This window comes from Shimia sp. R9_2, from assembly GCF_017743735.1.
Classification (GTDB): Bacteria; Pseudomonadota; Alphaproteobacteria; order Rhodobacterales; family Rhodobacteraceae; genus Shimia.
In genome coordinates this window covers 116,786-137,695 of record NZ_JAGHRO010000010.1, presented here as the reverse complement: position 1 = coordinate 137,695, position 20,910 = coordinate 116,786, and the positions used below count along the sequence as shown (strand labels likewise).

The 20,910-nt window shown below is 54.2% G+C and carries 27 protein-coding genes; 8 read left to right on the top strand and 19 right to left on the bottom strand.

Annotated elements, in window-relative coordinates:
* The first annotated feature begins 515 nt into the window (after positions 1 to 515).
* From J7400_RS19085 to J7400_RS19060, 6 genes are all read left to right on the top strand, one after another.
* The gene (locus J7400_RS19085) at positions 516 to 1,811 is read left to right on the top strand and encodes a tyrosine-type recombinase/integrase (RefSeq protein WP_209065690.1); all 1,296 of its coding nucleotides are present in this window, start codon (positions 516 to 518) and stop codon (positions 1,809 to 1,811) included.
* 390 nt (positions 1,812 to 2,201) lie between these two features.
* On the top strand, positions 2,202 to 3,164 hold the full coding sequence (locus J7400_RS19080; protein WP_209065689.1) for a hypothetical protein: 963 nt from the start codon (positions 2,202 to 2,204) through the stop codon (positions 3,162 to 3,164).
* Positions 3,165 to 3,647 carry a hypothetical protein gene (locus J7400_RS19075; protein WP_209065688.1) on the top strand — a complete coding sequence of 161 codons (483 nt, stop codon included), beginning with the start codon at positions 3,165 to 3,167 and terminating at the stop codon, positions 3,645 to 3,647.
* A gap of 235 nt (positions 3,648 to 3,882) precedes the next feature.
* On the top strand, positions 3,883 to 4,317 hold the full coding sequence (locus J7400_RS19070; protein ID WP_209065697.1) for a BRO family protein: 435 nt from the start codon (positions 3,883 to 3,885) through the stop codon (positions 4,315 to 4,317).
* Positions 4,318 to 4,683: 366 nt separating this feature from the next.
* Complete coding sequence (locus tag J7400_RS19065) at positions 4,684 to 5,253, top strand: recombinase family protein (RefSeq protein WP_209065687.1); 570 nt, start codon at positions 4,684 to 4,686, stop codon at positions 5,251 to 5,253.
* A 654-nt stretch (positions 5,254 to 5,907) separates the two neighbouring features.
* Entirely contained in the window at positions 5,908 to 7,722 is a 1,815-nt protein-coding gene (locus tag J7400_RS19060; RefSeq protein WP_209065686.1) for an RNA-directed DNA polymerase, read from the top strand.
* Between the two features lie 594 nt (positions 7,723 to 8,316).
* On the opposite strand, the gene J7400_RS19055 is transcribed toward J7400_RS19060, so the two are convergent.
* The 18 genes from J7400_RS19055 to J7400_RS18970 form a co-directional block, all read right to left on the bottom strand.
* Positions 8,317 to 9,300 (bottom strand): tyrosine-type recombinase/integrase, encoded by a 984-nt coding sequence (locus tag J7400_RS19055; protein ID WP_209065685.1) that lies wholly within the window; start codon positions 9,298 to 9,300, stop codon positions 8,317 to 8,319.
* A gap of 379 nt (positions 9,301 to 9,679) precedes the next feature.
* Positions 9,680 to 10,012 (bottom strand): hypothetical protein, encoded by a 333-nt coding sequence (locus J7400_RS19050; protein WP_209065684.1) that lies wholly within the window; start codon positions 10,010 to 10,012, stop codon positions 9,680 to 9,682.
* A complete protein-coding gene (locus J7400_RS19045) occupies positions 10,009 to 10,197 on the bottom strand; it encodes a hypothetical protein (protein WP_209065683.1) in 189 nt (62 codons plus the stop codon). The genes J7400_RS19050 and J7400_RS19045 overlap by 4 nt, the downstream gene beginning before the upstream one ends.
* Entirely contained in the window at positions 10,197 to 10,901 is a 705-nt protein-coding gene (locus tag J7400_RS19040; RefSeq protein ID WP_209065682.1) for a hypothetical protein, read from the bottom strand. The genes J7400_RS19045 and J7400_RS19040 overlap by 1 nt, the downstream gene beginning before the upstream one ends.
* Positions 10,894 to 11,286 carry a dATP/dGTP pyrophosphohydrolase domain-containing protein gene (locus J7400_RS19035; protein WP_247738915.1) on the bottom strand — a complete coding sequence of 131 codons (393 nt, stop codon included), beginning with the start codon at positions 11,284 to 11,286 and terminating at the stop codon, positions 10,894 to 10,896. The genes J7400_RS19040 and J7400_RS19035 overlap by 8 nt, the downstream gene beginning before the upstream one ends.
* Positions 11,283 to 11,546, bottom strand: a complete 264-nt coding sequence (locus J7400_RS19030) for a hypothetical protein (RefSeq protein ID WP_209065681.1) — start codon at positions 11,544 to 11,546, stop codon at positions 11,283 to 11,285. The genes J7400_RS19035 and J7400_RS19030 overlap by 4 nt, the downstream gene beginning before the upstream one ends.
* Positions 11,543 to 11,725 carry a hypothetical protein gene (locus J7400_RS19025; RefSeq protein ID WP_209065680.1) on the bottom strand — a complete coding sequence of 61 codons (183 nt, stop codon included), beginning with the start codon at positions 11,723 to 11,725 and terminating at the stop codon, positions 11,543 to 11,545. Before J7400_RS19025 ends, J7400_RS19030 begins: the two co-directional genes overlap by 4 nt.
* 307 nt (positions 11,726 to 12,032) lie before the next feature.
* Entirely contained in the window at positions 12,033 to 12,458 is a 426-nt protein-coding gene (locus tag J7400_RS19020) for an ASCH domain-containing protein (RefSeq protein WP_209065679.1), read from the bottom strand.
* Positions 12,455 to 12,904, bottom strand: coding sequence for a hypothetical protein (locus tag J7400_RS19015; protein ID WP_209065678.1), 450 nt, complete (start codon positions 12,902 to 12,904; stop codon positions 12,455 to 12,457). Before J7400_RS19015 ends, J7400_RS19020 begins: the two co-directional genes overlap by 4 nt.
* A 58-nt stretch (positions 12,905 to 12,962) precedes the next feature.
* A complete protein-coding gene (locus J7400_RS19010; RefSeq protein ID WP_209065677.1) occupies positions 12,963 to 13,151 on the bottom strand; it encodes a hypothetical protein in 189 nt (62 codons plus the stop codon).
* A gap of 81 nt (positions 13,152 to 13,232) precedes the next feature.
* On the bottom strand, positions 13,233 to 14,516 hold the full coding sequence (locus J7400_RS21265) for a DNA cytosine methyltransferase (RefSeq protein WP_247738921.1): 1,284 nt from the start codon (positions 14,514 to 14,516) through the stop codon (positions 13,233 to 13,235).
* Between the two features lie 10 nt (positions 14,517 to 14,526).
* Entirely contained in the window at positions 14,527 to 14,733 is a 207-nt protein-coding gene (locus tag J7400_RS19000; protein ID WP_209065676.1) for a hypothetical protein, read from the bottom strand.
* A 151-nt stretch (positions 14,734 to 14,884) separates the two neighbouring features.
* Entirely contained in the window at positions 14,885 to 15,073 is a 189-nt protein-coding gene (locus J7400_RS18995) for a hypothetical protein (RefSeq protein WP_209065675.1), read from the bottom strand.
* A gap of 10 nt (positions 15,074 to 15,083) precedes the next feature.
* Positions 15,084 to 15,428, bottom strand: coding sequence for an HNH endonuclease signature motif containing protein (locus tag J7400_RS18990; protein ID WP_209065674.1), 345 nt, complete (start codon positions 15,426 to 15,428; stop codon positions 15,084 to 15,086).
* Positions 15,428 to 16,396: an Rmf/CrpP family protein gene (locus tag J7400_RS18985; RefSeq protein WP_209065673.1), complete on the bottom strand. Its 969-nt coding sequence runs from the start codon at positions 16,394 to 16,396 to the stop codon at positions 15,428 to 15,430. The genes J7400_RS18990 and J7400_RS18985 overlap by 1 nt, the downstream gene beginning before the upstream one ends.
* A complete protein-coding gene (locus tag J7400_RS18980; protein WP_209065672.1) occupies positions 16,393 to 17,373 on the bottom strand; it encodes a PD-(D/E)XK nuclease-like domain-containing protein in 981 nt (326 codons plus the stop codon). Before J7400_RS18980 ends, J7400_RS18985 begins: the two co-directional genes overlap by 4 nt.
* The gene (locus tag J7400_RS18975) at positions 17,366 to 17,617 is read right to left on the bottom strand and encodes a hypothetical protein (protein WP_209065671.1); all 252 of its coding nucleotides are present in this window, start codon (positions 17,615 to 17,617) and stop codon (positions 17,366 to 17,368) included. The genes J7400_RS18980 and J7400_RS18975 overlap by 8 nt, the downstream gene beginning before the upstream one ends.
* Positions 17,618 to 17,743: 126 nt before the next feature.
* Positions 17,744 to 18,064 (bottom strand): hypothetical protein, encoded by a 321-nt coding sequence (locus J7400_RS18970; protein ID WP_209065670.1) that lies wholly within the window; start codon positions 18,062 to 18,064, stop codon positions 17,744 to 17,746.
* Positions 18,065 to 18,905: 841 nt separating this feature from the next.
* Between J7400_RS18970 and J7400_RS18965 the strand changes: the two genes are divergently transcribed.
* Positions 18,906 to 19,133, top strand: a complete 228-nt coding sequence (locus tag J7400_RS18965; RefSeq protein ID WP_209065669.1) for a hypothetical protein — start codon at positions 18,906 to 18,908, stop codon at positions 19,131 to 19,133.
* Positions 19,126 to 19,425, top strand: coding sequence for a hypothetical protein (locus tag J7400_RS18960; protein ID WP_209065668.1), 300 nt, complete (start codon positions 19,126 to 19,128; stop codon positions 19,423 to 19,425). The genes J7400_RS18965 and J7400_RS18960 overlap by 8 nt, the downstream gene beginning before the upstream one ends.
* A gap of 770 nt (positions 19,426 to 20,195) precedes the next feature.
* Here J7400_RS18960 and J7400_RS18950 read toward each other — a convergent pair.
* The gene (locus tag J7400_RS18950; protein ID WP_209065666.1) at positions 20,196 to 20,618 is read right to left on the bottom strand and encodes a helix-turn-helix transcriptional regulator; all 423 of its coding nucleotides are present in this window, start codon (positions 20,616 to 20,618) and stop codon (positions 20,196 to 20,198) included.
* Positions 20,619 to 20,910 lie beyond the last annotated feature (292 nt).

The window sequence follows — 20,910 nt, the reverse complement described above, 5'->3', positions numbered from 1 at the left end:
ACAACACCAAACGACCGCATAGTGCTCTGGGTTACCGCCCACCAGCGCCGGAAACCGTCGTCCCGATGGATCAGAGGCCAGTCATGCACTAACAATCAAACCGGACCACTTGGGTGGGGCTGATCAGGCGATGTGAAGTTGAGAACCTCAATGAAAACTCTTTTTGTGTAATCGTGAGCGTTTTCGTTCTTTCCCACCCACTGGTCGGGTGAACGCAGCTCTCGGCCATGTCAAAAATTTTTTGTGCTTGGTGAACAATCCAGCACCTCGGAATGCCATTATGCAAACTGCACAGATTTTGCACGAATCTAGGAAAAAATGCACGTAAATAAACGCATTCTCCGGCTGGCGTTCGCGCCGGCATTTATGCGTGAGCGTGTGGTATTTTTGTTTATTTTCAACAGTTTATGGCGGAGACGAAGGGAGTGTCCGAGTAGGCGCTCTGGACCCCTTGTGTATCAAGGAAAATTGGGTCATTTGGCGCAAAACGTGTGGTGATAACGTGTGGTGATGAGATGGCCAGACTCGAGCGCAGACGCAGGCTTTACTATGCAGTGCGAGACATTCCAACAGAGCTTCAAGGCCAGATCGGGAAACGCCGTTTCTTGAAGTCCACCGGAACGGGGGATGCAGATGAGGCACGAAGGGTCGCTGCGACTTTCGATGTCTTCTGGCTTGAGAAACTGCAAGCCGCTAAGGCTGGCCCGACAGCACACTCTCAGAGTCACGAAAGCACAGAGGCACGTGTTCTCAAGGAAGCCGCATGGTGGCGGCGTAGGATTGCATCGGCGGCAAACGAACAGACCCGCCGGAAGTTCCTCGAGCAGATGAAGGAGGCTGCGTCTGAGTATGTGAACCCAGACGATCCGACGGATGAAGCGGCCCACGATCTAGCAAACCTCTTTGTCGAGGCTGCGGAAGGCAATCAAAGCCGAACCTCGGAGTCGCTTGATGAGTATCTCGCGATGAAGTCGAGAGACCTGAAAGCCAAAACGGCAGACCTGTATCGAACCAGTCTGGAGCGGTTCTGTACTCGGTTCGAACGCGTGGCCGATGTCTCCCCACGTGCGGTGCGTAACTGGGTGACCGACATGCGCCTTGAGGGAATGAGCGACAACACTCTTCAAAGGAATTTCTCTGCGGTTCGCGGATACTGGCAGCACCTCAAGGATGCGGGTCTGGCTCCAGACGATGTCGATCCATTCGCAGGGGCGCTCAAGAACACAAACAAGTCCAAGAACCGAGTGGGCATAGCCACGCCGTACAAGCCGTTCTCTGACGTCGATGTCGTGACCTTGCTGAGGGCCGCTCGCCACAAAGGTGATGACACTCTGGCAAATCTGATAACGCTGGGGATGTGGACTGGGTGTCGTATCGGGTCGCTTTGCTTGCTCAGAGTATCGGACGTCAACGGAGACAGCTTTGAGGTCGATGATAAGACACGTGCGGGTGAGCGAACGGTCCCAATACACAAAGAGCTGCAACCGTTGATCGACAAGCTGTGCGCTACATCGACAGATGGCTTCGTTCTGTCAGGTCTCACAACCAACAAATACGGCAACCGTGCAGATGCGGTAGGCAAGCGCTTCGGCCACCTCAAGACCGCGTTGGGCCATCAAGGCAGGCAGTGGGCGTTTCACAGCATTCGCAAGACGGTTGTAACCCAGCTTCAACGCGCGGATGTGCCTGAGGAGATCACCATGTCTATTGTGGGACACGAGAACGACTCTCTGACATATGGTTTATACAGTGATGGCCCAAGCTTGGAACAGAAGCGCAGCGCAATCGGCAAGCTCCAGTACCCCCTCTGATCGTGGCTCTGCGCTATGCCCCCGTATTCCTTGGCATGTCGTATCTTGGTCGGTCAGACGGTTTTCCTGTCGGGTTGAGATAGCTTGCGCGATACCCACGGTCTCTTTTGGGACCCATGTAGACCAATCCTGACATCTCAGCCCATTTCATCATCAAGAGGCATATCAAGATCGACAGTTCGTCGTCCTGTGCAAGCATCAGGTCCACCTCTGAGGGACGCGGCAAGTGGAGATGTTCAACGAGGTAAGCGAGTTCGGGGGAGATAACGCTCCTTTCTTGAGCAAGACTTTTTTCGCCCAGTCTAACTAAGTCACGGAGCGCCACTTTCGAGACATTGGAATAGGAGAAAGGTCCTTCAAAGTGGTGTTTGTTGCGATGTGATGCTCTTTATGATTGTGTCTTGGGATAAACCTAAAAACGGAATTGCCATGGCAACTGATCGGAAACAATTAAGGCTCTGCGCCCATCGAGCCATATTTAGTGAAGAAACAAAAATCACGTTCCAAGACATCTTGGAGCAGCTTAAGCAGAACCTGCCCAAGCACTCAGATCGCTTGTTGGAACCTCTCAACTCGACTGACACTAGTGTAGCGATTTCGAAGTTCTTCTCTCACCCCAGTAATCTCGGGACAGGTGTACTCTTGAGTACATTCGTTGTTGGTCGACAGGTTAGCACGATGTCCTTTCAAAACTCAGAGGAAGAAATTGAAATTGGTACACAAACTGCAGAAGAAGGAGAGGAGTTTTTAGACAAGAACATTGCGCTCTTCGCGGTGGGCGATGTCGTTATCTCATGTGGGCTTGGAAAGAGGACAACAACCGTCTGCACTTCACTGTATCGCCTTGCAAAAAATGCACAAATTATCCCCAATACCACTTCTTTCAATTTAACAAACATGCCGCACGGAGACACCTTAAAGGCCATAAAATCAGTTGGCGTGAAGCGAGTTGAAATGGATGCTACGGCTCTCATTGGCTCTCTACCACGTTCGTTCAAAGGGGGTCTCATTGAACAACTTTTTGGAACAGGTGACAGCGGCGAAGCAATCAAGAAGAGGCGCGAAAACGTCGCCAAAATTGCCGTTTTCTCAAGTCGAATGTTCAAACGAAGTGGCTTCGGGGTTCTGGAACAAGATAAGAACATTTGGCTAGACAGCATCGCAAAAGAGGTTGTAGAAGACAAAAATATAGATGCCTACACCATCATTCTGAACAACGACGTGCCGATAAAAAGCGGCTCACTCCTTTGGCAGAAGCTTGTTTCATTGCCAGCGGATGGGACAAGCTATGATGTACAAGAGGCGCATAAAAAGATGATTGCCTTCTATCAAGAGCTTGGCGGAGAGCCCTAAGTGAAACGAACTGGACCGAGAAACCTGTTCTTTATTACCGCTGTTGTTGTCGCTGCAGCAGCGGTCGCCATATTCGCGTTCAATTTCCCATCTCCAGTTAAGGCTGTAGCTGGATTGATCGTTACCTCAATAAGTATCTTTTTTGGTATGTCTTTGGCTTTGATTTCATTTGCTTCCGCGCCTGTTCAAGTGTCTGAAATTTCCGTTCCAAAGAAGCAAGATCGTACTGAAATCGAGACTGATATCCTATGGGAAAATGGGAGAACACTTTTTCGGCAAAAGTTGGCGGTTTCGGTGTTTGTTGTGACCGTCATACTTGGAATCCTGTTTATAGGTGCTGACGACTTTGCACCCAGCTCAACTGGACTTTCCCTAGCTTCTGCCGCATTCGGATTTGCCAGCACTCTTTCATTTGCAATTTCCATCGTTTTGCCGTTTTCAATTTCTCGAGTGGTTGACCGGCACCACTATTTTCGACGCTGATGCCCCTTTGATCCCTCGTCACTAACCTTAGACCGACATCGTAGCTGAATTAAATCCCGTACTCGAGAAAGGGCGAAGCCCTCCAATCGATATCTTGATGATATCCTTATGAGTGTCTGTGTGACTGTCCTTAGGGGTCTTCTTGCGGGTTGCTTGTTTAAGGGGGGTATTGAATAAACCCCCTCCTCATGGGTCCTTTAACGCAGGGACATACTTGAGGGTCTAGAGGGTAACCCTGCGAGGGAGGCACAAGACCACATACCTTCTCTCCCTCTTCGACTTCAACACCAACAACGTCCGTGTCATCGAGATCGACAATGAGCGTTGGTTTGTCGCCAAGGATGTCTGTGACGGGCTGGACATCAAGAAAGCCCGTACTTCCGTGACGGCTGTTGTCTCCGACGACAACAAGGCTCACCTTCTCAAGTCATCTCTGACTAACGCCCATGGCGTGGGCCTTAGCTACCCCAACCGTGGTGCAACCTGCATCAACGAAGCGGGTCTGTACGAACTCATCTTCACTTCCCGCAAGCCCGAGGCGATGGCCTTCAAGGACTGGGTGACAACCAGCGCCCTCCCAGCGATCCGCAAGGATGGCGGATACGTCATGGGTGAAGAGAAGCAAAAGACAGGGGCGAGCAAGTGCCTTTCGGTTTTGCGGCCACGATAGGAACGGTTCTCGAGGCTATGACGATTTAGCCGAGATCAACGCCCTTGGGGCAAAGACACATCACGTCTTTGGTTTGTCTTTTGCTTCTCGGGTACGAGGAGTTGTCGCTTGTCATTGCTGACGCGGGACCTGTGCCATCGTCGCTTCTGTGAGAGCTGAATTGATCTTCGTAAGGGGTGAACTACTCGAAGCTTTCTAGAGGGCGACTTTTGGCCCCACTGGCGGGCTGAAAATACGCATCGTTAGGCGCTCGATAGGCCACGGTTCAGTGAGACGCTGTCGCCCCTGAGTCAGAATGACTCATTGGAGTGGCTTTGGGGTTATGAGACACATTGCCCACAAAGACTAAGGAGCGTGTGAGACAGAATGAAAATCGGATACGCAAGGACATCGACGTTTGAGCAAAGCGCAGGACTTGAGGCACAGATCAGGGACCTTGAGAATGCAGGCTGCGAACGCATCTTCACAGAGCAGGTGTCGTCAGTGGACCTGAGGCGGCGTGAGAGGCTCGATGAGGCGCTGTCGTTTGTGCGGCAGGGTGACACGCTTGTTGTGACGAAGCTGGATCGACTGGCCCGCTCAATGAGCCATCTTGTCGAGATCAGGCAGCAGCTCGACAGCAAACAAGTATCGCTGTCCATTCTGGACCTCAACCTCGACACATCCACGGCCACGGGCAAGCTCATGATCAATTTGTTGGGCAGTGTCGCTGAGTTTGAGCGGTCCATCATGCTTGAGCGCCAACGAGAGGGCATCGCAAAAGCCAAAGCGGCAGGGAAATACAAAGGGAGAAAGCCCACTGCGAGAGCCAAGGCTGACGAGATCAGAGCCTTGAAGGCACAAGGTGTCTCACCCACGGAAATCGCAAGGCGTCTGGAGATTGGCCGCGCATCCGTTTACCGCATCCTCAACGACACAACAGGAAGAAACCAATGACCGTCATTCGTTTTCCAGACCGCTCTCAAGATGCATCTCAAGCAGCCGCTCCGGGCAACATCATGAGCCAGAGCATGAGGTTTGATGTGGACGTGGCTGAGGATGGAACGCGAAGTATCGCTGTCGAGCGCGATGGCCAGCCCCTTTGTGGCATCCATCCTCATGCCGGTAGCTGGCATATCGTGGCTCCAGACTTTTCTGTTGTTTCAGTCCATAGATCCCTAGAAGACGCCGTGAGGGCCGTCGCCTCTTAGCTCTGGAAGACCTGAGCCACGAATGCATCAGAGCGCTCGAAGGTCGCCCGACACAAGGCTTGTGACGCAAACGACAGGGTAGGTGTTGGCCCTACCTTGTCGCAGCTTCCTGCGGTCTCACTCGACACAGGCAAGCGCTGTGTGGGGGGGGGCATGGGGGCCACGTCAGGTTCTTGGAGGGAGATATATACCTGTAAATCACCACACTGTTTTTTTCAATCTGGTCATGTCGCGTGTAAGCCCAAGTGGTCGCCTTTTAGTTGATCGACTCTGCGCTCTCGTCACATCCCCTTGTTCGGGTTCGGCACCTCGCCCCAGAGTATAGTCCAAACGGTCTTGCTCCCTCTTGCCAGCGAGCTCTCTCAGCCCGATAACTAGGGGAAAACGTGCGAGGCCGGTTTTGCAATCTCCGAAGTTTCAGTTTCTGAAAAGTGATATTCAGGACGTTTTCGATGTGAAACTCTTAAGGGAGGAGTGGAAGAAACGCACAAAGCCGCAAATTCGGAAACAACTCGTTTTTGACGCGATTGAGTATCGAGACATTGACCAAGATTTGACACGTCTTCTTCACCGGGTTCGCAGAGAGGTCAGCGAAGGTAACTACGTGGTACGAATGCCAAAGAGATATCTAACAGAGAAATCTCGCGGCCTTTGTCGTCAAATGACCTTGATACACCCGCGAGACCTTCTTGTTCTAGAGAGGCTCTCCAGATCAGTTTACTTCGAGTTGAAGCGTAAAGCCCCGAGCAAATCGGCATTCTTTGAGCCGGACGATGGCAAGTTTGCAAAAGGTTTTAAGCAAAGTGATTTTGAGTATGGATCATTCGCCAGTTGGAAGAAATTCCAGAAGAGCATCTTTGGCTTTGCCAAGGAAAACGACTTCATCGTGATTACTGACGTCGCGAATTTCTATGACTTCATCAACTTCCAACATCTAAGAAATATTGTCTCGTCGCTTGCAGATATCCGGGAGTCGACTCTCGATCTACTAATCCATGTTTTGAATCGCCTAACATGGACGCCAGACTTCATGCCTTTGACACAAGTGGGCATGCCTCAGATCGAGACATCAGCCACACGTGTTTTGGCAAATGCAATGCTCTACGAGGTCGACAAGTTGTGCGAGCACTCAGCAGTCGCCAACTACGCAAGATTCATGGATGACATGGATGTGGGCGTGGAATCCATCCAAAAAGCGAAGGCCATTGTGAGAGATATGGATCTGACGCTGCAATCACGCCAACTCAGGCTGAATTCGTCGAAAACGCAAATTTTGTCGCAAAAAGAAGCCTATAAACATTTCTGCATCTCAGAAAACCTATCGCTGAATCGGATAGAAACATTCGTCGAGAAAGGGCGTTTCCTTAAATTTGCCAGAACGATACTGACCGAGAAATATGAGGGTTGGCTTGATAGGTCCGTTGCTGGTGGGCCGGGGGAGAATTCGCTCTTCATTAGAGGTAACGGGCCAAAAATCCACAAACATGTGCTGAGCTTGATCTACGACGCAGGAAGTACAGTAAGTGACGAAGATCTCCTCTGGCAGGTCGAGCACAACCCTTCGATGCGACCAACGGCGCTGCGCTATCTCTCGAGAACAAGAAGAGGTAACACCGTCCTCAAGAAACTGATTGCAATGGTGAAAAATGGTGTGTTCGTTGACGATGCTGCTTACGTGGATGTGGCAGGTTTCATGCTTCACGCCAGATTTCGCAAGACCAAAGCATGCACGTTGCGGGCAGAAGAGTTTTGCAGTTACGCCGCATCGACAGGCGACATTGGCTTGCATAGCGCTTTATTCGTCTCGGCGCGATTTCTTACACGCTCACAAATACAAAGGCTCCTAGATGACAACATCGAGCGAATTTCAGATGACTACTGGCTCAGCCGAGCAGCCGCAGGCCTGACATCTCTATTTATTGGTGAAGCCGAATGGGGCCCTTATCTTGATTTCCTTCGCGATCTGAACTCGCCAGATGCTGATGATGTATACGAATATCTGCTAGATGTTAGTCAGTCTACGAGCTTCAATAAATCACTCAAAGCCTACATCAGGGCGGCAAATCAAACCTTCCCACAAGCGCTTTTCTTCCCGAAGGTCTTGGTCCTACTAGCGGTCGCGAAGAATGGCAGCAGCGCATCATTGGCTCCCAGCCTCCATGTTGACCACCCTGCACTTAAGAAAGATCCATACTACTCCCAAATGGGTTTTTGATTTAGGTAGGGCCATCCCATAGGAGTGCCATTGGCGAATTATAGGAACAGGTGTGAAAAGCTGAAAGAGTTGGATTTCAGGCATTCTCTGCGAGATCGGCAAAAAGGCGCTTTTGGCTATCAGGTCGTCTCCAAGCGTCCGAAGACTGCAAGCTTTTCCAAGTCTGCATTCCGCTCAAATTGCCAAAGTGTTTTGCGCGTAGACTGGCGCAGAACTTCTCATGCAGTTTTTTGGAATGGCCCTAAGCAGATCCCAAAATTGTAGGTAGTGCCAGAGCGGTTTGATCTGGGTTGCCAGATTGGCACACTAAATCAGACGCCGGATGAGCAAGGGAGACGCTTTCGCGGTAATGCTGCTGCCGATGAGAACAGCCTCTCAAAGAGTATCTTAAACAACAGAGATTGAAAAAAACGTGTGGTGAAAACGTGTGGTGATGGCGTTTGATCTTATCTTGTAAGTTATTGATTTATTAGGTGAAAAATTCGCCATAAGGTGATGGCGGAGACGAAGGGATTCGAACCCTCGATACCGTTTCCGGTATACTCCCTTAGCAGGGTGGAATGAGATTTTTGAAATCGCAATTAAAACAAATACTTAATTACGCTTCACATTAGCCTTTGCCAAAATGTTGCCAATTGCGCCAGTCGCGCGCGCAGCCGGGTTGTCTGAATGGATGTAGGTTTCATCGACCAAGCGCACCGATTTCCAGCCCCCGGCATCAGCGATAGAGCGCGCTGACCAGCCTTGCCGCTCAAGTGCAGTTGCAAAGCTATGACGTCCAGGCTGATGTGTTCCTAGATACTCGACGCCGGCGTTTTTGCACGCCCTACGGAGGGTCGGGTACACGCTCCGCCGGTCAGCGTATCCAAAGACAGGTTTCTCCTCATCTTCCGGCATTAGGTCGCGCAGCATGTCTACCAGCAGCGGCACTAGGTGAGCGACTGCCTCATCACCGTTTTTCGTTTTGTCGATGGTGGCTATTCCCTGATCAAGATCTATGTCTCCGGGGCGCAGCCCAACCGCATCACCAATCCGGCGGCCGGTTGTGTGTAAGAACAGCATAAGGGCGAATGTGTGAGGTGGGAGATGCGGCTGAAGCGCAGCGAGGTATTCAGGCCCTACAGCTTTCCGTTTGGGCTTTGTGGTCGGGAACGCCTTCACCTTGATTGGCGCGCACCACCCTTGATCATGGGCATAGTTGATCACAGCGCGCGCGGGGGTAATGCCCTGCCTGTTTAGAGTTGCTGGCGCCGCGCTGGGGTATGCCTTCTTTGCAGCCTCTCTCACGCGGCGAGGGGTGATCTCCTTGAGCAAGACGCCATTGAGCTGCTCTGTGACTTTCACGAGAAAGCGGGTGTCTCCGCCATCTTCTGCATAGGCAAGAGCGGCCTGATCGAAGGTCACAACAGCCTGCGCCCCATAGAGATCAACCTGCCAAAGCTGGGTTTCTAGGTGCGCCCGGAGTTCTTCTGCGCGGCGAGCGTCCTGAGTCTTAAGAGCGCGTCGGACTCGCCGACCATCGGGGCCGGTGCCGTGGGCATAAGCCCAGCCGTTTTTCCATCTGATTTGCAGGCGCATTCTGTTAATACCTTACGCATCGCTAAAATATGTTCACGGTAGAAGACTTTCCGGTTCCCACGCAATTCGTAGTGGATGCCGGGGGCAACTTCTGCCCTTTTCAGTGCTTCATCAAGAGTGCTGCGCCCGATACCTAAGGCTGCAGCAGCTTGCTTGATGTCTAGGGGGGGATCTGCCCAATGTGGCGGAGAGTTTTTTGACGCTGTTGCTGGCATGCCTTCACTCCTTCCTTAGCGCCGTGGTGGCACCAATCAGCGGATAGCGATGGGCCAGATTGAACTGATCTTCGCAGACCCATTGGCCGAGCCAGTTCTTGAACATGAGTTTTCCGCAGATCATGCATCGCGCGCTGAAGGTTGATTTTCGGTATTTGCTCACCTCACACCCCTCCCATCATCCAGACAGCGCCCGCCATGGCCGCACAGGTCAGCAGCGGCAGGATAAGCTCTGCGCTGTTCCATTGGTCGCCATCGTCGTTGATTGGGCCTAGTTTCCAGCCGTAGCGCTTATCTAGGTCACAGGTCTCGCGACCCGTATAGAATACACCACCGGCGGCGCAGAGCAGGGAAGCAACCTTGACCAGCAGTTCACCATCCGACAACCAGAAGCCAAGTGCCAGAGCCGCACAGTTGATGGCCGTTGCTATGCCGGAATGGTTGAGCGCGGCCTTTGTAGTCTCGAAGTGGAATCGGTCGTTTTTGATGCGGATCATGGTTTGATCTCCCATACCTTCCCGTTTCGTGTGTCGGTGATCCTTATGTCCTTGGCGCGGCCCCATTTCCTGAGGCCTCTTGCCTGGCAAAGAGCTGCAGCCAAGCTTTTCTTGCGCCCATTCCAGGCCAAGTAGCGCAGACCGCTCTTTTCTTCATAGCTGACTTCGTAGGGCGGCTTTCTCATCACGCTTCCTCCCTACGTGCGCGGATGGTGGCGGCCGTTGCTCTTATCGCCGATGCTTTGGCTGCGTATTCGCTTTTGATAATAGCGGATGAGCTTCTCTCAGAAGCAGTCAACCAAAACTCCGCTTCTTCGTCGCACTTCTTGGCGCACGCCTCCCGCTCTTCCTTACGCCCCCGCTCCTCCGCCTCTGCTGTGTCGTCGGCTGGGGGAGTGGTGTAGCGGCGTTGGTAGTCGGCTTGGGCGGCGGCTTTGGCAGCCCTAACGGCCTTGCAAAACGTCACCTCATCGCCATCAATTACCCCACTTCCGTTAAGGTAAACCTCCCACCACCGACCTATAACCCCGTAAGTGTATACTCCAAGCATTGTTTGTGCACGGTTATCGTCCCACTCCAGCGGCTTTACGACGCCTTGCATGGCCTCTAGTTCCGCCGCCTTCTTTCTCCAAGTTTCGGCCTCATCAAAGCGTAAATCACACAGGCTTTCCCAGCCTTCAATCGTGGCCCCTAGCTCCTGTAGGCGGGCGGCTTGGGCTTCGGTTGATGCCTTGAGAGAAACGGCTACCTCTTTCCATTCATCGCGGTCAGCGGTCAAGGCTTTGACTTCATCCCAAAGCGTATCGAGACACGGCTCAGAAAGATCGTTTTCAACGCAGAGCATGAGCTGCTCGATTTGCGTCAGGCTGTCTTTGCTGACGTCAGTCATGGCTCTGCTCCTGTGTGGCGGCGCGCACGTGCTCAATGGCTTTGTTTGGGTCTGCTGTTCGCCAGTCGGGCCAGTCCCGAAGTTCGTTTTTTCCGCGCTGTTTTTTGAGGATTTGCTTGACGGCAACATCTGCGACTTCATCTGCAGTGGCTCCAGGCGCAACGCTATCCAAATATGAGCGGGTGGAACGTGTCAGGCCGTCAAGGGCGAGAATGGCCACGTCAACCCACTCCTTCATGCGGCCTTCAGGATAGTCCTCAGCCTGAACTTCCTTGAGTTCCTTCTTGATGTGATCAATCACACCCTCGGTTCGCTCATACGGTCCAAAGTTGCAGCGGCTTACGGCAACTTGGCGAGCCAGATATTCTGCAAAATCGATTTTCATCCCTCTGTCCTCTCTATCTCTTTCCCGGTGTGGAACTCATCTTTGGTATTCGCCCACTTGCAGTCCTTCATCTCGCCTTCGTCACGCCCGCAGTAAGAGCAGTAGTTGTGCAAGAAACCCGCTTTCCACTTGCAGGGAATGTCCGTGGCTTTATCGATGCGGATAGTGATCCGCCCGTCTGGCAGGGTGGCCACGTGAGTGCCTTGGATCTGTCCGCGCCCGCCGTCTGAGATGGTTTTGATTTTGCTGGTGGCAGTCATGAGTTTCGACCTTCCCCGCCATCGCAATCCCAATAGCACATGTCCTCATCGGCGATGTCGATGGCGGCAGTACGCGACCAGTCATGGTCTGGGTCTGCAAATGGCGCACCAATGTCTTTTGTGAGGTCGAGTGCCAGCTTTGTTGCCTCCCGCGGGTCAAGCCCTTTGGCGCGAGACATGAAGCGGCGGGCCATGGCTGCAAGAAACGAGTTGAGCGTAGTCCCTTCGCGAGACTTCCTAATCTCGGCCTCCCATGTAACAATTTGAGGATGCCCACCAGGCCCATCAGCGCCACGTATATTTTTGCATCCAGCGCCATACTTAACTGGGCGGGTTTCTAGCATCTCAAAGCACACGCCACAGACCCAGCAGTCTAGTGCGTCGATCTTTGCGCCGTGTTCGTGATTGCACTCTTTGGAGCCGGTCATGCGGATACCTCGCCCTGCACGCTGTGGTGGCCTTCTTTGCCTATGGTGATGGTGGCGATCATGCGGCGGCCTCCAGCTTCTTGCGCCAGTCAAACAGCCCGAGCGCGCCTTTGACCGGGATGAAGTCCACTGGCGTCACGTTCTCCAACACCAGACCATAGGGGCCGAAGAACCACGGGCTGTCGCTCTGATCGATGCAGTCAACGATTTCAGCGGTGCCGATGATGCCGCCCTTAATCTCTCCCTTAGAAGATCGGCAAATTTCCACGAATTCGCGAAAGTTGGGGTATGCCGCTACTGCCGTTTCAAGATACACCCGCTTGTCCTCTGCGGTGGGTTCGTACCGGCTGGCATGAATGCAGATCGGCCCACGGTAGTGAAAGCGGCGGGGCCTGTTCTCGATGTTCTTGCCCGCGTTTATGATCGCCCATGCCCAAGGCTGGCGGATCGATAGGGCTTTGAGGGGGAGGTCTGGGTGGATCATGCCGCCAGCTCCGGGTTGATCGCGCGGCTGCGGATCTTCACTGACTTGATTTCAGAAACGAACTCGCCAAACGGCGTATCGGTATCACTGTTCAGATACGCCCGATATTTTGCGGCGGAGCGCGACTTGGCCGATACTACCATTTCGCCTTCATAGCGGTGGAAGGTGATCGCGAAGCGCGCAGGCACATAGAGGGACGCTGTCATGTATTCATAGAGGGCCTTGCGACCTGCGGTCGTTACAGAGAATGACAGGTTCCCAAACCGGAAGCAGCCGTCAGACCAATGTGGAGAGGCTTTCATGCGCTTTGCGATGTCCGAGCATTCTCCCACCGCGAAATAGTTGCGGTAGGTTTCACCCATGACCTCTTCAGGCCAAGGGCAGCCCAATGCATGGTGGATCTCCTGAAAGTGGCGGTCTTTGATGTGGGTGTTGAACTTTTTCATGCGGATACCTCCCCCTGAACGCTGTGGTGGCCTTCTTTGCCTATGGTGATGGTGGCGATCATGCGTTGAACCGGATTGCTGCGATTTTAGAGCAATCAACTTTTGTTTGATCTGGAAGCTCCGCGATATGAAGCGTGCCGACTTTCAGGTCGCTGTCGTTGGCCTCCTCGGAAAGCTCTTCAGTTGTAAGGTTTTCATCTTCGTAGACACAGACCCAGACGCCTGTGGTTAGCAAAACTTCGATCATCCGTCTCTCTCCTGTATCAATGACCCGTCCGGCCCCGGCAAAGGGAATGCTGCCGGACGGGGTGGGGCGGAATTGCCCCGGTTAACTGTGTTGCTCCCAGCTCACGCGCAGGCGATCGAGTATCCACGCGATGACTGGCACGGCCATGCTGTTGCTAAGAGCTTTGTATTGCGGTCCGTCAGCGGCAGGTTTGCCCTTTCGTGTGATCGCGCACCAATCGTCGGGGAAGCCTTGCAAGCGGTGGCATTCGGTGGGTGCTAGGCGGCGCACGGCGGGTAGGAACAGTGCGGGCGGATGGGCTCCTGCCGCTAAGGGGTGACACGCATCGCCGGGTTTCGGATTACTGACGTTTTGTGGGCTGGTGATCTGTGTAGTGTCGAAGGCCACGACAGGGGTGCCGCGCCCAGTGCCGTCTTCGCTTGCGTCATGGCCCTCGGCGGTCAGCGCGTGGGTGACTCTTCCGGTTGCTCCGACGACCAAATCAGTGGCGTCTTTGAAGTCGCGCTGCTTAACTGTGCTGGCGGTACCATCACAAGCGTACTCTCCGAATGCGGTCATTCGGGCGGTGATCACCCCCGCCCCGATCTGCGCTCTAACAGGACCATCTTTGCAGGATGTGTCTAGGGTTGGGGCGACTTCTGCGAAGCCACCGCCGTGAGGGCCAGTTTCAAAGCCTCGGGCAGGTCCTTTCCCCGTCTCTCGGCGCGGCGGAGTATTCCCGCGCAGGCGGTCTGGCTCAAGTAGTATCGCTGCGGGATCGATGCAGTTTCCAAAATCGACGACAACGAACACGCGACGGCGCCGCTGCGCCACTCCGAACCACTGTGCGTCAAGAACGCACCATGCAGCCCGTGCCCTTGGCCCCTGCACCATACCTTCACCGGGCCAGCTTCCGTCTCCAGGCGGCTGCAATGCATCCACTGCGCCGACAAGGCCTCCCAAGAAACACCCAAAGGCATTTCCTTTGTCAGAGAGGACGCCGGGGACGTTTTCCCAGAGCACAGCGAGCTTTCCATCAGGTCGAGCAGCGACGATGTCATGGCAGATCTCCACGAATTTCAGAGTTAAGTTGCCGCGTTCGTCGGCGGTGCCTTTGCGCAGGCCAGCGATAGAGAACGCCTGACACGGTGTGCCGGCAACAATGAGATCGGGAAGGGGGATACCATTCGCGCGCAGCAGATCCGGTGTGATTTCGGTCATATCACCCCAAAGCAGGGGTTCGCCTTGGTTCTGATCCTCTGGCAGCTTGTAACCCAAGCGTTGTTGCAACACTTCCCGCGGGAATGCCTCAATCTCGCTGGCAAAGCGCCAATCGACCCAAGGGGCGGCCACTTCGGGTGCGCCAATGCCGGAACACATCGTCATGCCGATCAACTCACCACCCCTCCCTGTGCGCCTGCGCCTGTTCTTGGGCGGTCAGGGATGTAGCGGCGGTGTCGGGTAGAGCCTTGCTGGCAAGAGCAATAGACAGGCCGAAGAAGGCCAAGATTGCTGTGGCGCAGCTGAGTGCGATCAACGTCTTGCTGAGGCGTCCCTGCATGGCGTCGAGACGGGTCGAAATGGTCTGTGTGTGCTTGTCCATGACTACGCGCTCCTTGTTGTCTGTTGCACGAGCTGGAGGCCTAGGAGGAGGAGAAGCCCCCAGCCCGTGCGATGCGCTGACGGGGAGGAGGAGTCAGCTGCATTCGGGGTTTCGCGGTTCAAAGGGTGGCGACGGGAGGTGCGAAAACGGATCATGCGTCACCTCCTGATTTTGGGGATGCCCACGGCGGGGCGTCCTTCAACGTCACCGGCGTTTTACGGGCGATGTCGCTGATCTTCTGAGCGCGGCTTGTGGTCTCGCGCTGAGAGGTTGGATTGTCCTTCGGGCGCATCGCATATGAAGGCAGATCGAACCGGCTTTTCTTCTTTGCATCGTCCATGACTGTTTCCTCAATCACGCGGCACAACGGTGCCGTCTAACTTGCGTTTGAATTTGGAAGCGCGGCTGCCGGGCAAGTTGCTCTTGGGCTGGTGGGCGCCAATGTGCTTGGCGTTCACACGCTTGGCCTTGGCGATGGCCGCCTTGTCCTTGCGGGTCTTTTGCTTGTGGCAGGACACATGGGCGGGGGCTAAGTTCTCGTCGCTGTCATCACGGGTGAGCTCATAGGCAACGATGTGTTCCAGCTCCCACTTCTCGCGGGTGCCATCGATCTTCTCGCCGCAGATGTGGCAGGTGCCATCATGTGCTTGGAAGATCGCGGCCCGTTGCAGCGGTGTGCGCTTCCGGCGTGGCATCAGCTGGCCGCCTTCTGTGCTTGCTTCCAGCCGCCGATCCAGTCAGATGCGCTCTGCGGTTCTTCCTGATGCGGGCAATCGGTGACAGGCTGGCCTTGCTCAAAAGCGAGCGCGCCAGCATTGAACTCATCAGACCCGGGGAACCCATCATCGGCGCTGTATTCGTCGGTCCAGTGGGGTTCGAGGGCAGAGCGGTCAAATGTCTGCTCTTGGCCCTCTTGTGCTGTCTCTGCCGGTTCTGGTTCGCGCTCTTCCTGCTGGATTGGGTCAACAGTCTGTTGTTGCTCAAGGGCGGGGGCTTCTGGCTGTGTGCGGGCGGCTTCTGCGCGGGTGGCAAAGGTGCCGGTGGCAGGCGCAGGCGTTACGTCACGCATGGGCTGATAGTCTTCGACCTCCTCTTTGATCTGGAGGCCCATCAGGGCGTCTGCCGCCCCGTCGCGAACGGCCCAGCTGCGCGCACGGTGCATCAGCATGCGCTTGGGGTATTGCTGCCAAGGGCCTTTCTTTCCGGTCAGGTTGGCTTTCTGAGCATCGCGGATAGAGAATTCACGAGTGATGACCTTGCCGGTGTCGCCGCGCTCCAAGGTGGCGATGGCCTTCATGTCATCGCCTTCACCTTCGACCACCACATCAATGTGATGGCCTGCGCGCTGCATCATTGCTGGAAGAGCATCCCCCCAGATACAAGCGCGCCCGTTAATTACTGCGATGTTGGAGAGCGCCTGCATAGGGGCGAGGCCGATCTCCATGCCGCGCATGATAGCGGCCATGATCATGTCGGGGTTGCCTCGGAAATGATCCGGCACCATCTGGCCAGCGCCTGCGAGAGCTTTTGAGGTGCGAAACACATCCTCCAAGCTTTCGGGAACAAGAGCTGCGATTGCGCCCTTGTTGTGCTTTGCATTCTCCATAAAGCGCGGTGCGGGCGCTGCTACATGGTCGGGGAGGTGCGAGACTTGCTCATTCATGGTGCGGTGTTCCCTTGCTGCATTTCTTCAATCAGCAGCTCGCGCTGCCATGCGGGGCGCTGGTAAGCGCCGGTGACTTCGCCGGGTCCGGGCCAGTGGCCGCTGTCCAGGCATTCACGAAAGCGGGTGAGGGCGCGTCGGTTGCGGAATTGACCGATGCGCAGGTCTTCGTCTGGGATTTCCCGAAGGATCACGTGGTGAGGGGCTTTGTCCCATTGGGCGATGATCCCGAAACCCGGCCATTCATCACGCAGCTGCTCAAAGCCCTCACAGGCAAAGGCTCCCTGCATGTCATAGCCGTGCTGCGTGATGCGGCTGTCCACCAAGCGGTCACTAAACGGGGTGCCACGGGTGGCCATCTTCTTGTAGTCGGTGACCAGACCGGAGAATGACACTGTGTCCGGACGCGCGAGGCACCAGATGCCCGTGGCTTCATCCTTCCAAGCCATGCTGACCTCTGGGATGCCATCCATCACCGCAGACGCTGCTGTGTCCGCTGCAAGAACCTTTCCCATAGTGCAGATCAGATCCCATTCATCTTCAGTGACGATGTCGCGCAGGTCTTCTTCAACGGCCTTCCAGAACTCGACAGAGCGAATGCCTGCCTCAGTGCCGCGTCCTTCGTCATAGGCTGTCTGCTGGGCTGCTGTGGGCCGCTTTGGCTTGTCTTTCGGAAGCACCCGAAACTCTGTCTCAAGCAACTCTGGGCCACCTTCGACATAGCAGGCCATCGCACGCCCCATGCGCAGCGCCACGGTTTCCTCTCGCTCCCAGCGGTTGGGGTTCAGATTGTGGAACGCCCAAACATCTGCGGGCGTCTCCAATTCCATCTTGCGCAGCACGCCAGAGGTCACGCTGGGGCCATCGCATGGTTGATTGTGGTGGCGATCCAAGCTGATCCGGTAGAAGCCCGGCTCAGTGATCAATTCACCCTCTGGTAGGTCGATGATTTCGGAGTGGGTAAGGAGGTCACGCATGGGCTTGCTCCTTGTTCTGGCGGCCTGCCTTCATAGCTGCGGCACGCGCGGCCTTGTCGGCGTTTGCCTTCTTCTCTTTGGCGTATTCCCCATGGCGCCAAGCATCAGCGTTGGCCTTTGCCTGCTCAACGGTGTCGCCCTTAAAGCGCATGGGCAGGTCACCAATGTGCGCAATGCACTTCCGGCCTTGCTCCGTGGGAACATAGGTGTGGATCGGAAGTTCTATGATCGAGAGTTTAGGCACGACTGTTCCTTTCCAGATGGGTCCGGCCAGCGGCGACGGACTTTTGGGTTTGGGGGTGTTGTCTGGCCGCTGGCCGTAGCCTCAGGCGGTAATGGGGAGCGCCTGAGGTGTTCTGTGGGGTGGGGCTTAGTGCGCCGACCAAGCCGCATCTGCGCGGTTGCCGATGGTGTCGGGCTCGATTTCCTCGGCCCACTCCTCGACTTGACCGATCATCTTGCGGCCAAAGACCCGCTCAGCCCAATCAGGGCCGAAAAAGGACTTCGCGTTGGGCACTTCTAGGCAGACCCCATCAAGCGCGATAAAGCCGCTGCTGTTCTCGGAAAGGTATGCGGTGACAACAACACCCTCAGCGTTCTCAGGGTCACACGCATCACTCCACATATCGGTCATGTCGAAAGTGATTTCGTTGTTGATCCAAGCCGGTGCTTTGATTGCTGTCTGTTGCATTGTCATTCCCTCCTAAGTGCCGCGATCTGCTGGTGCGTCTTCGGCGGCTGTTAAGGAGAGATTATAGTGGACAAAAGTCCACGTCAACAAAAATATGGACAAAAGTCCACGCGCAAGCTCTTGGCCTAGGTGCAAGGCCGTTTGTTGTTTCTGGGCGGTGATTCTGTCCGTTCAAGAAAGGACACAGAATACACGCCAACAGCGGAGGCTTCTGAGTGCTTGTATTGGTTGCCAAATTCGGTGTCCTGATTGCCTTTTGGAAAATGGACACAGGCAACGGCACCAAGCTCATGGTCTTGCAATTGACCTTTTGAGATGTGATCAATCTCATATTGTATTTAGAAAATTTCTGTCTCTTCGCCAGAGACTAAGGATGGATATTGAGCGATGTTGAAAGGCCTTTTTTCAGTTCTAACTCTGCTCGCTACCTTTGTGGTTTGTGGATGCACGCCACCCCCGGCTCAAGGAGTAGGAGTTTGGGATGGCCGCAATCACCAAATTACCGCGACCGTTTCACAGGGGAGCGGCCTATCCGGCGTCAGGTACGTTGTTCAGATCGATGAACAAGTTGTCATCAATGAGGACATTTCTAGGTCCCAGCAGTCACCTGGAGAACAAGTGCTATTCTCTGCGGATGGAAGATATAACGGTTCATTGGTGAGAGCCGAATACGAGCAAAGCTCTGCCTATGGGCAGCTTTTCATACGCAACAAGATCTACGTTGATGGCGACCTCGTTGCGGTCATAACGCCTTAGTGCCGTAGGTATTTCCGCGAGCAACAGCTTGCAGAATCGTGATAAGGCGGTGACTTTGTTCTAAATCATTCGGTTGAGAGGCAACGTGGATAGTCTTGAAGAAAGAGTCGAAGCCTTGGAGGCAAAGCTGCGCGAGCAGAATGTGGCCCTAGTAAAGCTGATGTATTATATTGCAGAGGCAGACACCTCAGTAGCAAGGATGTCCATAGGGGTGTTTAAGCGCGACCTAACGGAGATTGATGAAGCGCTCAAAAAACTGAATGATGTTCATAGTGGCGCGCTCGACTACATTCAGGAATTGATAAATGAGTGATAATGTTTACCGTCTTCCCGGCGCTGAGGAGCTCCAGAAGGAGCTACAAGTCTTGCGCGGCGGTGGTGATGGCCCATATGATGGGGGCATGGAAGCGCGCGTTGAAAAACTTGAGGCAAGTGTCGAGAGGATTTCGGACCGGCTGACGTCGATCGAGGTCTCACTTGCGCGCATCGACGCCAAGCTTGACTCAAAGATCGACTACAAGTGGCTGGCTGTTTATGTATTCGGAATAATTGCAGTGGTTCTCAGGAGCGAGATAGCCAGCCTGTTCTCTTCCGGCACTCCATGATGCAAACACCCCGCTCAGGCGGGGTTTTCTTTGCTCAGGCCTCTATCAGGTCGCTCTCTGGTGGAATTAACCTTAGCAAGTTCTGATCTTGAAAGGGTTTTTCCCCTCACGTAACGGGAGCGCGTGAAATGGGATGACGAGCCAAAGCCTACTCCGCTTGAGCTGGAGCTAATCGAAATCGCGTCGCGCATGGAGCGTACGCCACTGACTCTTGGCATCAACGAGCGAACACGCGCCGTGCTCAGAGTTCTCCTTACCAGCCGTAGCCACTGGACCGCTTCAGCTATGGCGGCCCGTGTCGGTCACCCCAGATCCACCGTTTCAGAGACGCTAAGGCAGCTCGAAGGGCATGGCTGTATTTCACGCAATGAGCATGGATACCTCATTACGGAAGAGGGTTCAAAAATCACGATCCGATTGGAGCGGGAGACGCGGAATATAGTGTTTGGAAGCCAGACTGGGTACTCGCCGGAGTTGATCTCTCACTTCAGGGATGGCCCGTTTTCGAATCCCTCATCCGAAGCGTCCAGCATCGAATTCAGTAAGCTGATCTATTAAAAATCAATGGTTTAGGGGTGTCGAAAACCGTCAGTTGACGCGCCGCCGAATCGCGCCTTACGATTATCCTTGTTTTGCGTAGTAGTTAACGCGCTAGGTTTGTGCCGGTGGTTTTCCGAACAATTAATTGACTGTTATTTTATGTTTAGGTGAACTGATGCCAGAAGATGCCAACGAAGAACCGAGCTTGGGCTTTACCCCTGATCTCAATGCTATTCTTGCGGTTCCTGCTGGCGTCGAGCGACAGCGGCTTTTGCTGCGTCTAGCAGAAAATCACGCTCACTTTCTGATAGCTGCCCTAGAAGGCCGATTGCTTCCAGATGTGGAGATGGTTCGGAGCCATTCAGAAAGTCATCAAGGGATTTGCCGAAAGCCCCGGCAACTAGCTTAGCGTCATCTACATTGGTTTTGGCTGAAGCGCGCTGCTTGAGCTTGTTCAGCTGGTCTTTAGACACACCTGATCGCCGGGCGACTTCTGCAACAGTCATTCCTGTGGCCTCAAGCTCTGACAAAAAAGCATCTCGGAACGTTCTCTCCATGGCCTGACTATACAATTTGACCTGTTCCAATTTACAGCGGACAAAAGTCCATTGACATACTGTGGACAAAAGTCCACTTTGCCATTCATGAACCATGAACAGCAAAACCTCATCAATCGCATAGAGGCTGCTGCCGAGGCTTCAGGCTTGTCTGCAGCCACTATCTGCGAGCGCGCAGTTGGCAATAGTCGCCTCTATGACCGCCTGACGAATGGCGGGAGTTGTACCTACAAGATTGGCGGAAAAATCCACCAATTCCTTGATGGATTAGAAGGCTTGGAGGCGACCCAATGATCGGCATCGCCTCCATGCTCCGTATTGCTGAGACCGGGACTGTGTCCTCAGCGGCGGTAATGAATTTCGTTCAAATGACTTCATGTCCTGAACA

Bases quoted from the DNA above. Each gene is read 5' to 3' on its own strand.
- J7400_RS19085 (WP_209065690.1), top strand. From the start codon at position 516: ATGGCCAGACTCGAGCGCAGACGCAGGCTTTACTATGCAGTGCGAGAC.
- J7400_RS19080 (WP_209065689.1), top strand. From the start codon at position 2,202: ATGATTGTGTCTTGGGATAAACCTAAAAACGGAATTGCCATGGCAACT.
- J7400_RS19065 (WP_209065687.1), top strand. From the start codon at position 4,684: ATGAAAATCGGATACGCAAGGACATCGACGTTTGAGCAAAGCGCAGGA.
- J7400_RS19055 (WP_209065685.1), bottom strand. From the start codon at position 9,300: ATGCGCCTGCAAATCAGATGGAAAAACGGCTGGGCTTATGCCCACGGC.
- J7400_RS19050 (WP_209065684.1), bottom strand. From the start codon at position 10,012: ATGATCCGCATCAAAAACGACCGATTCCACTTCGAGACTACAAAGGCC.
- J7400_RS19045 (WP_209065683.1), bottom strand. From the start codon at position 10,197: ATGAGAAAGCCGCCCTACGAAGTCAGCTATGAAGAAAAGAGCGGTCTG.
- J7400_RS19040 (WP_209065682.1), bottom strand. From the start codon at position 10,901: ATGACTGACGTCAGCAAAGACAGCCTGACGCAAATCGAGCAGCTCATG.
- J7400_RS19035 (WP_247738915.1), bottom strand. From the start codon at position 11,286: ATGAAAATCGATTTTGCAGAATATCTGGCTCGCCAAGTTGCCGTAAGC.
- J7400_RS19030 (WP_209065681.1), bottom strand. From the start codon at position 11,546: ATGACTGCCACCAGCAAAATCAAAACCATCTCAGACGGCGGGCGCGGA.
- J7400_RS19025 (WP_209065680.1), bottom strand. From the start codon at position 11,725: ATGTCTCGCGCCAAAGGGCTTGACCCGCGGGAGGCAACAAAGCTGGCA.
- J7400_RS19020 (WP_209065679.1), bottom strand. From the start codon at position 12,458: ATGATCCACCCAGACCTCCCCCTCAAAGCCCTATCGATCCGCCAGCCT.
- J7400_RS19015 (WP_209065678.1), bottom strand. From the start codon at position 12,904: ATGAAAAAGTTCAACACCCACATCAAAGACCGCCACTTTCAGGAGATC.
- J7400_RS19010 (WP_209065677.1), bottom strand. From the start codon at position 13,151: ATGATCGAAGTTTTGCTAACCACAGGCGTCTGGGTCTGTGTCTACGAA.
- J7400_RS21265 (WP_247738921.1), bottom strand. From the start codon at position 14,516: ATGACGATGTGTTCCGGCATTGGCGCACCCGAAGTGGCCGCCCCTTGG.
- J7400_RS19000 (WP_209065676.1), bottom strand. From the start codon at position 14,733: ATGGACAAGCACACACAGACCATTTCGACCCGTCTCGACGCCATGCAG.
- J7400_RS18995 (WP_209065675.1), bottom strand. From the start codon at position 15,073: ATGGACGATGCAAAGAAGAAAAGCCGGTTCGATCTGCCTTCATATGCG.
- J7400_RS18990 (WP_209065674.1), bottom strand. From the start codon at position 15,428: ATGCCACGCCGGAAGCGCACACCGCTGCAACGGGCCGCGATCTTCCAA.
- J7400_RS18985 (WP_209065673.1), bottom strand. From the start codon at position 16,396: ATGAATGAGCAAGTCTCGCACCTCCCCGACCATGTAGCAGCGCCCGCA.
- J7400_RS18980 (WP_209065672.1), bottom strand. From the start codon at position 17,373: ATGCGTGACCTCCTTACCCACTCCGAAATCATCGACCTACCAGAGGGT.
- J7400_RS18970 (WP_209065670.1), bottom strand. From the start codon at position 18,064: ATGCAACAGACAGCAATCAAAGCACCGGCTTGGATCAACAACGAAATC.
- J7400_RS18960 (WP_209065668.1), top strand. From the start codon at position 19,126: ATGAGTGATAATGTTTACCGTCTTCCCGGCGCTGAGGAGCTCCAGAAG.
- J7400_RS18950 (WP_209065666.1), bottom strand. From the start codon at position 20,618: ATGGTTCATGAATGGCAAAGTGGACTTTTGTCCACAGTATGTCAATGG.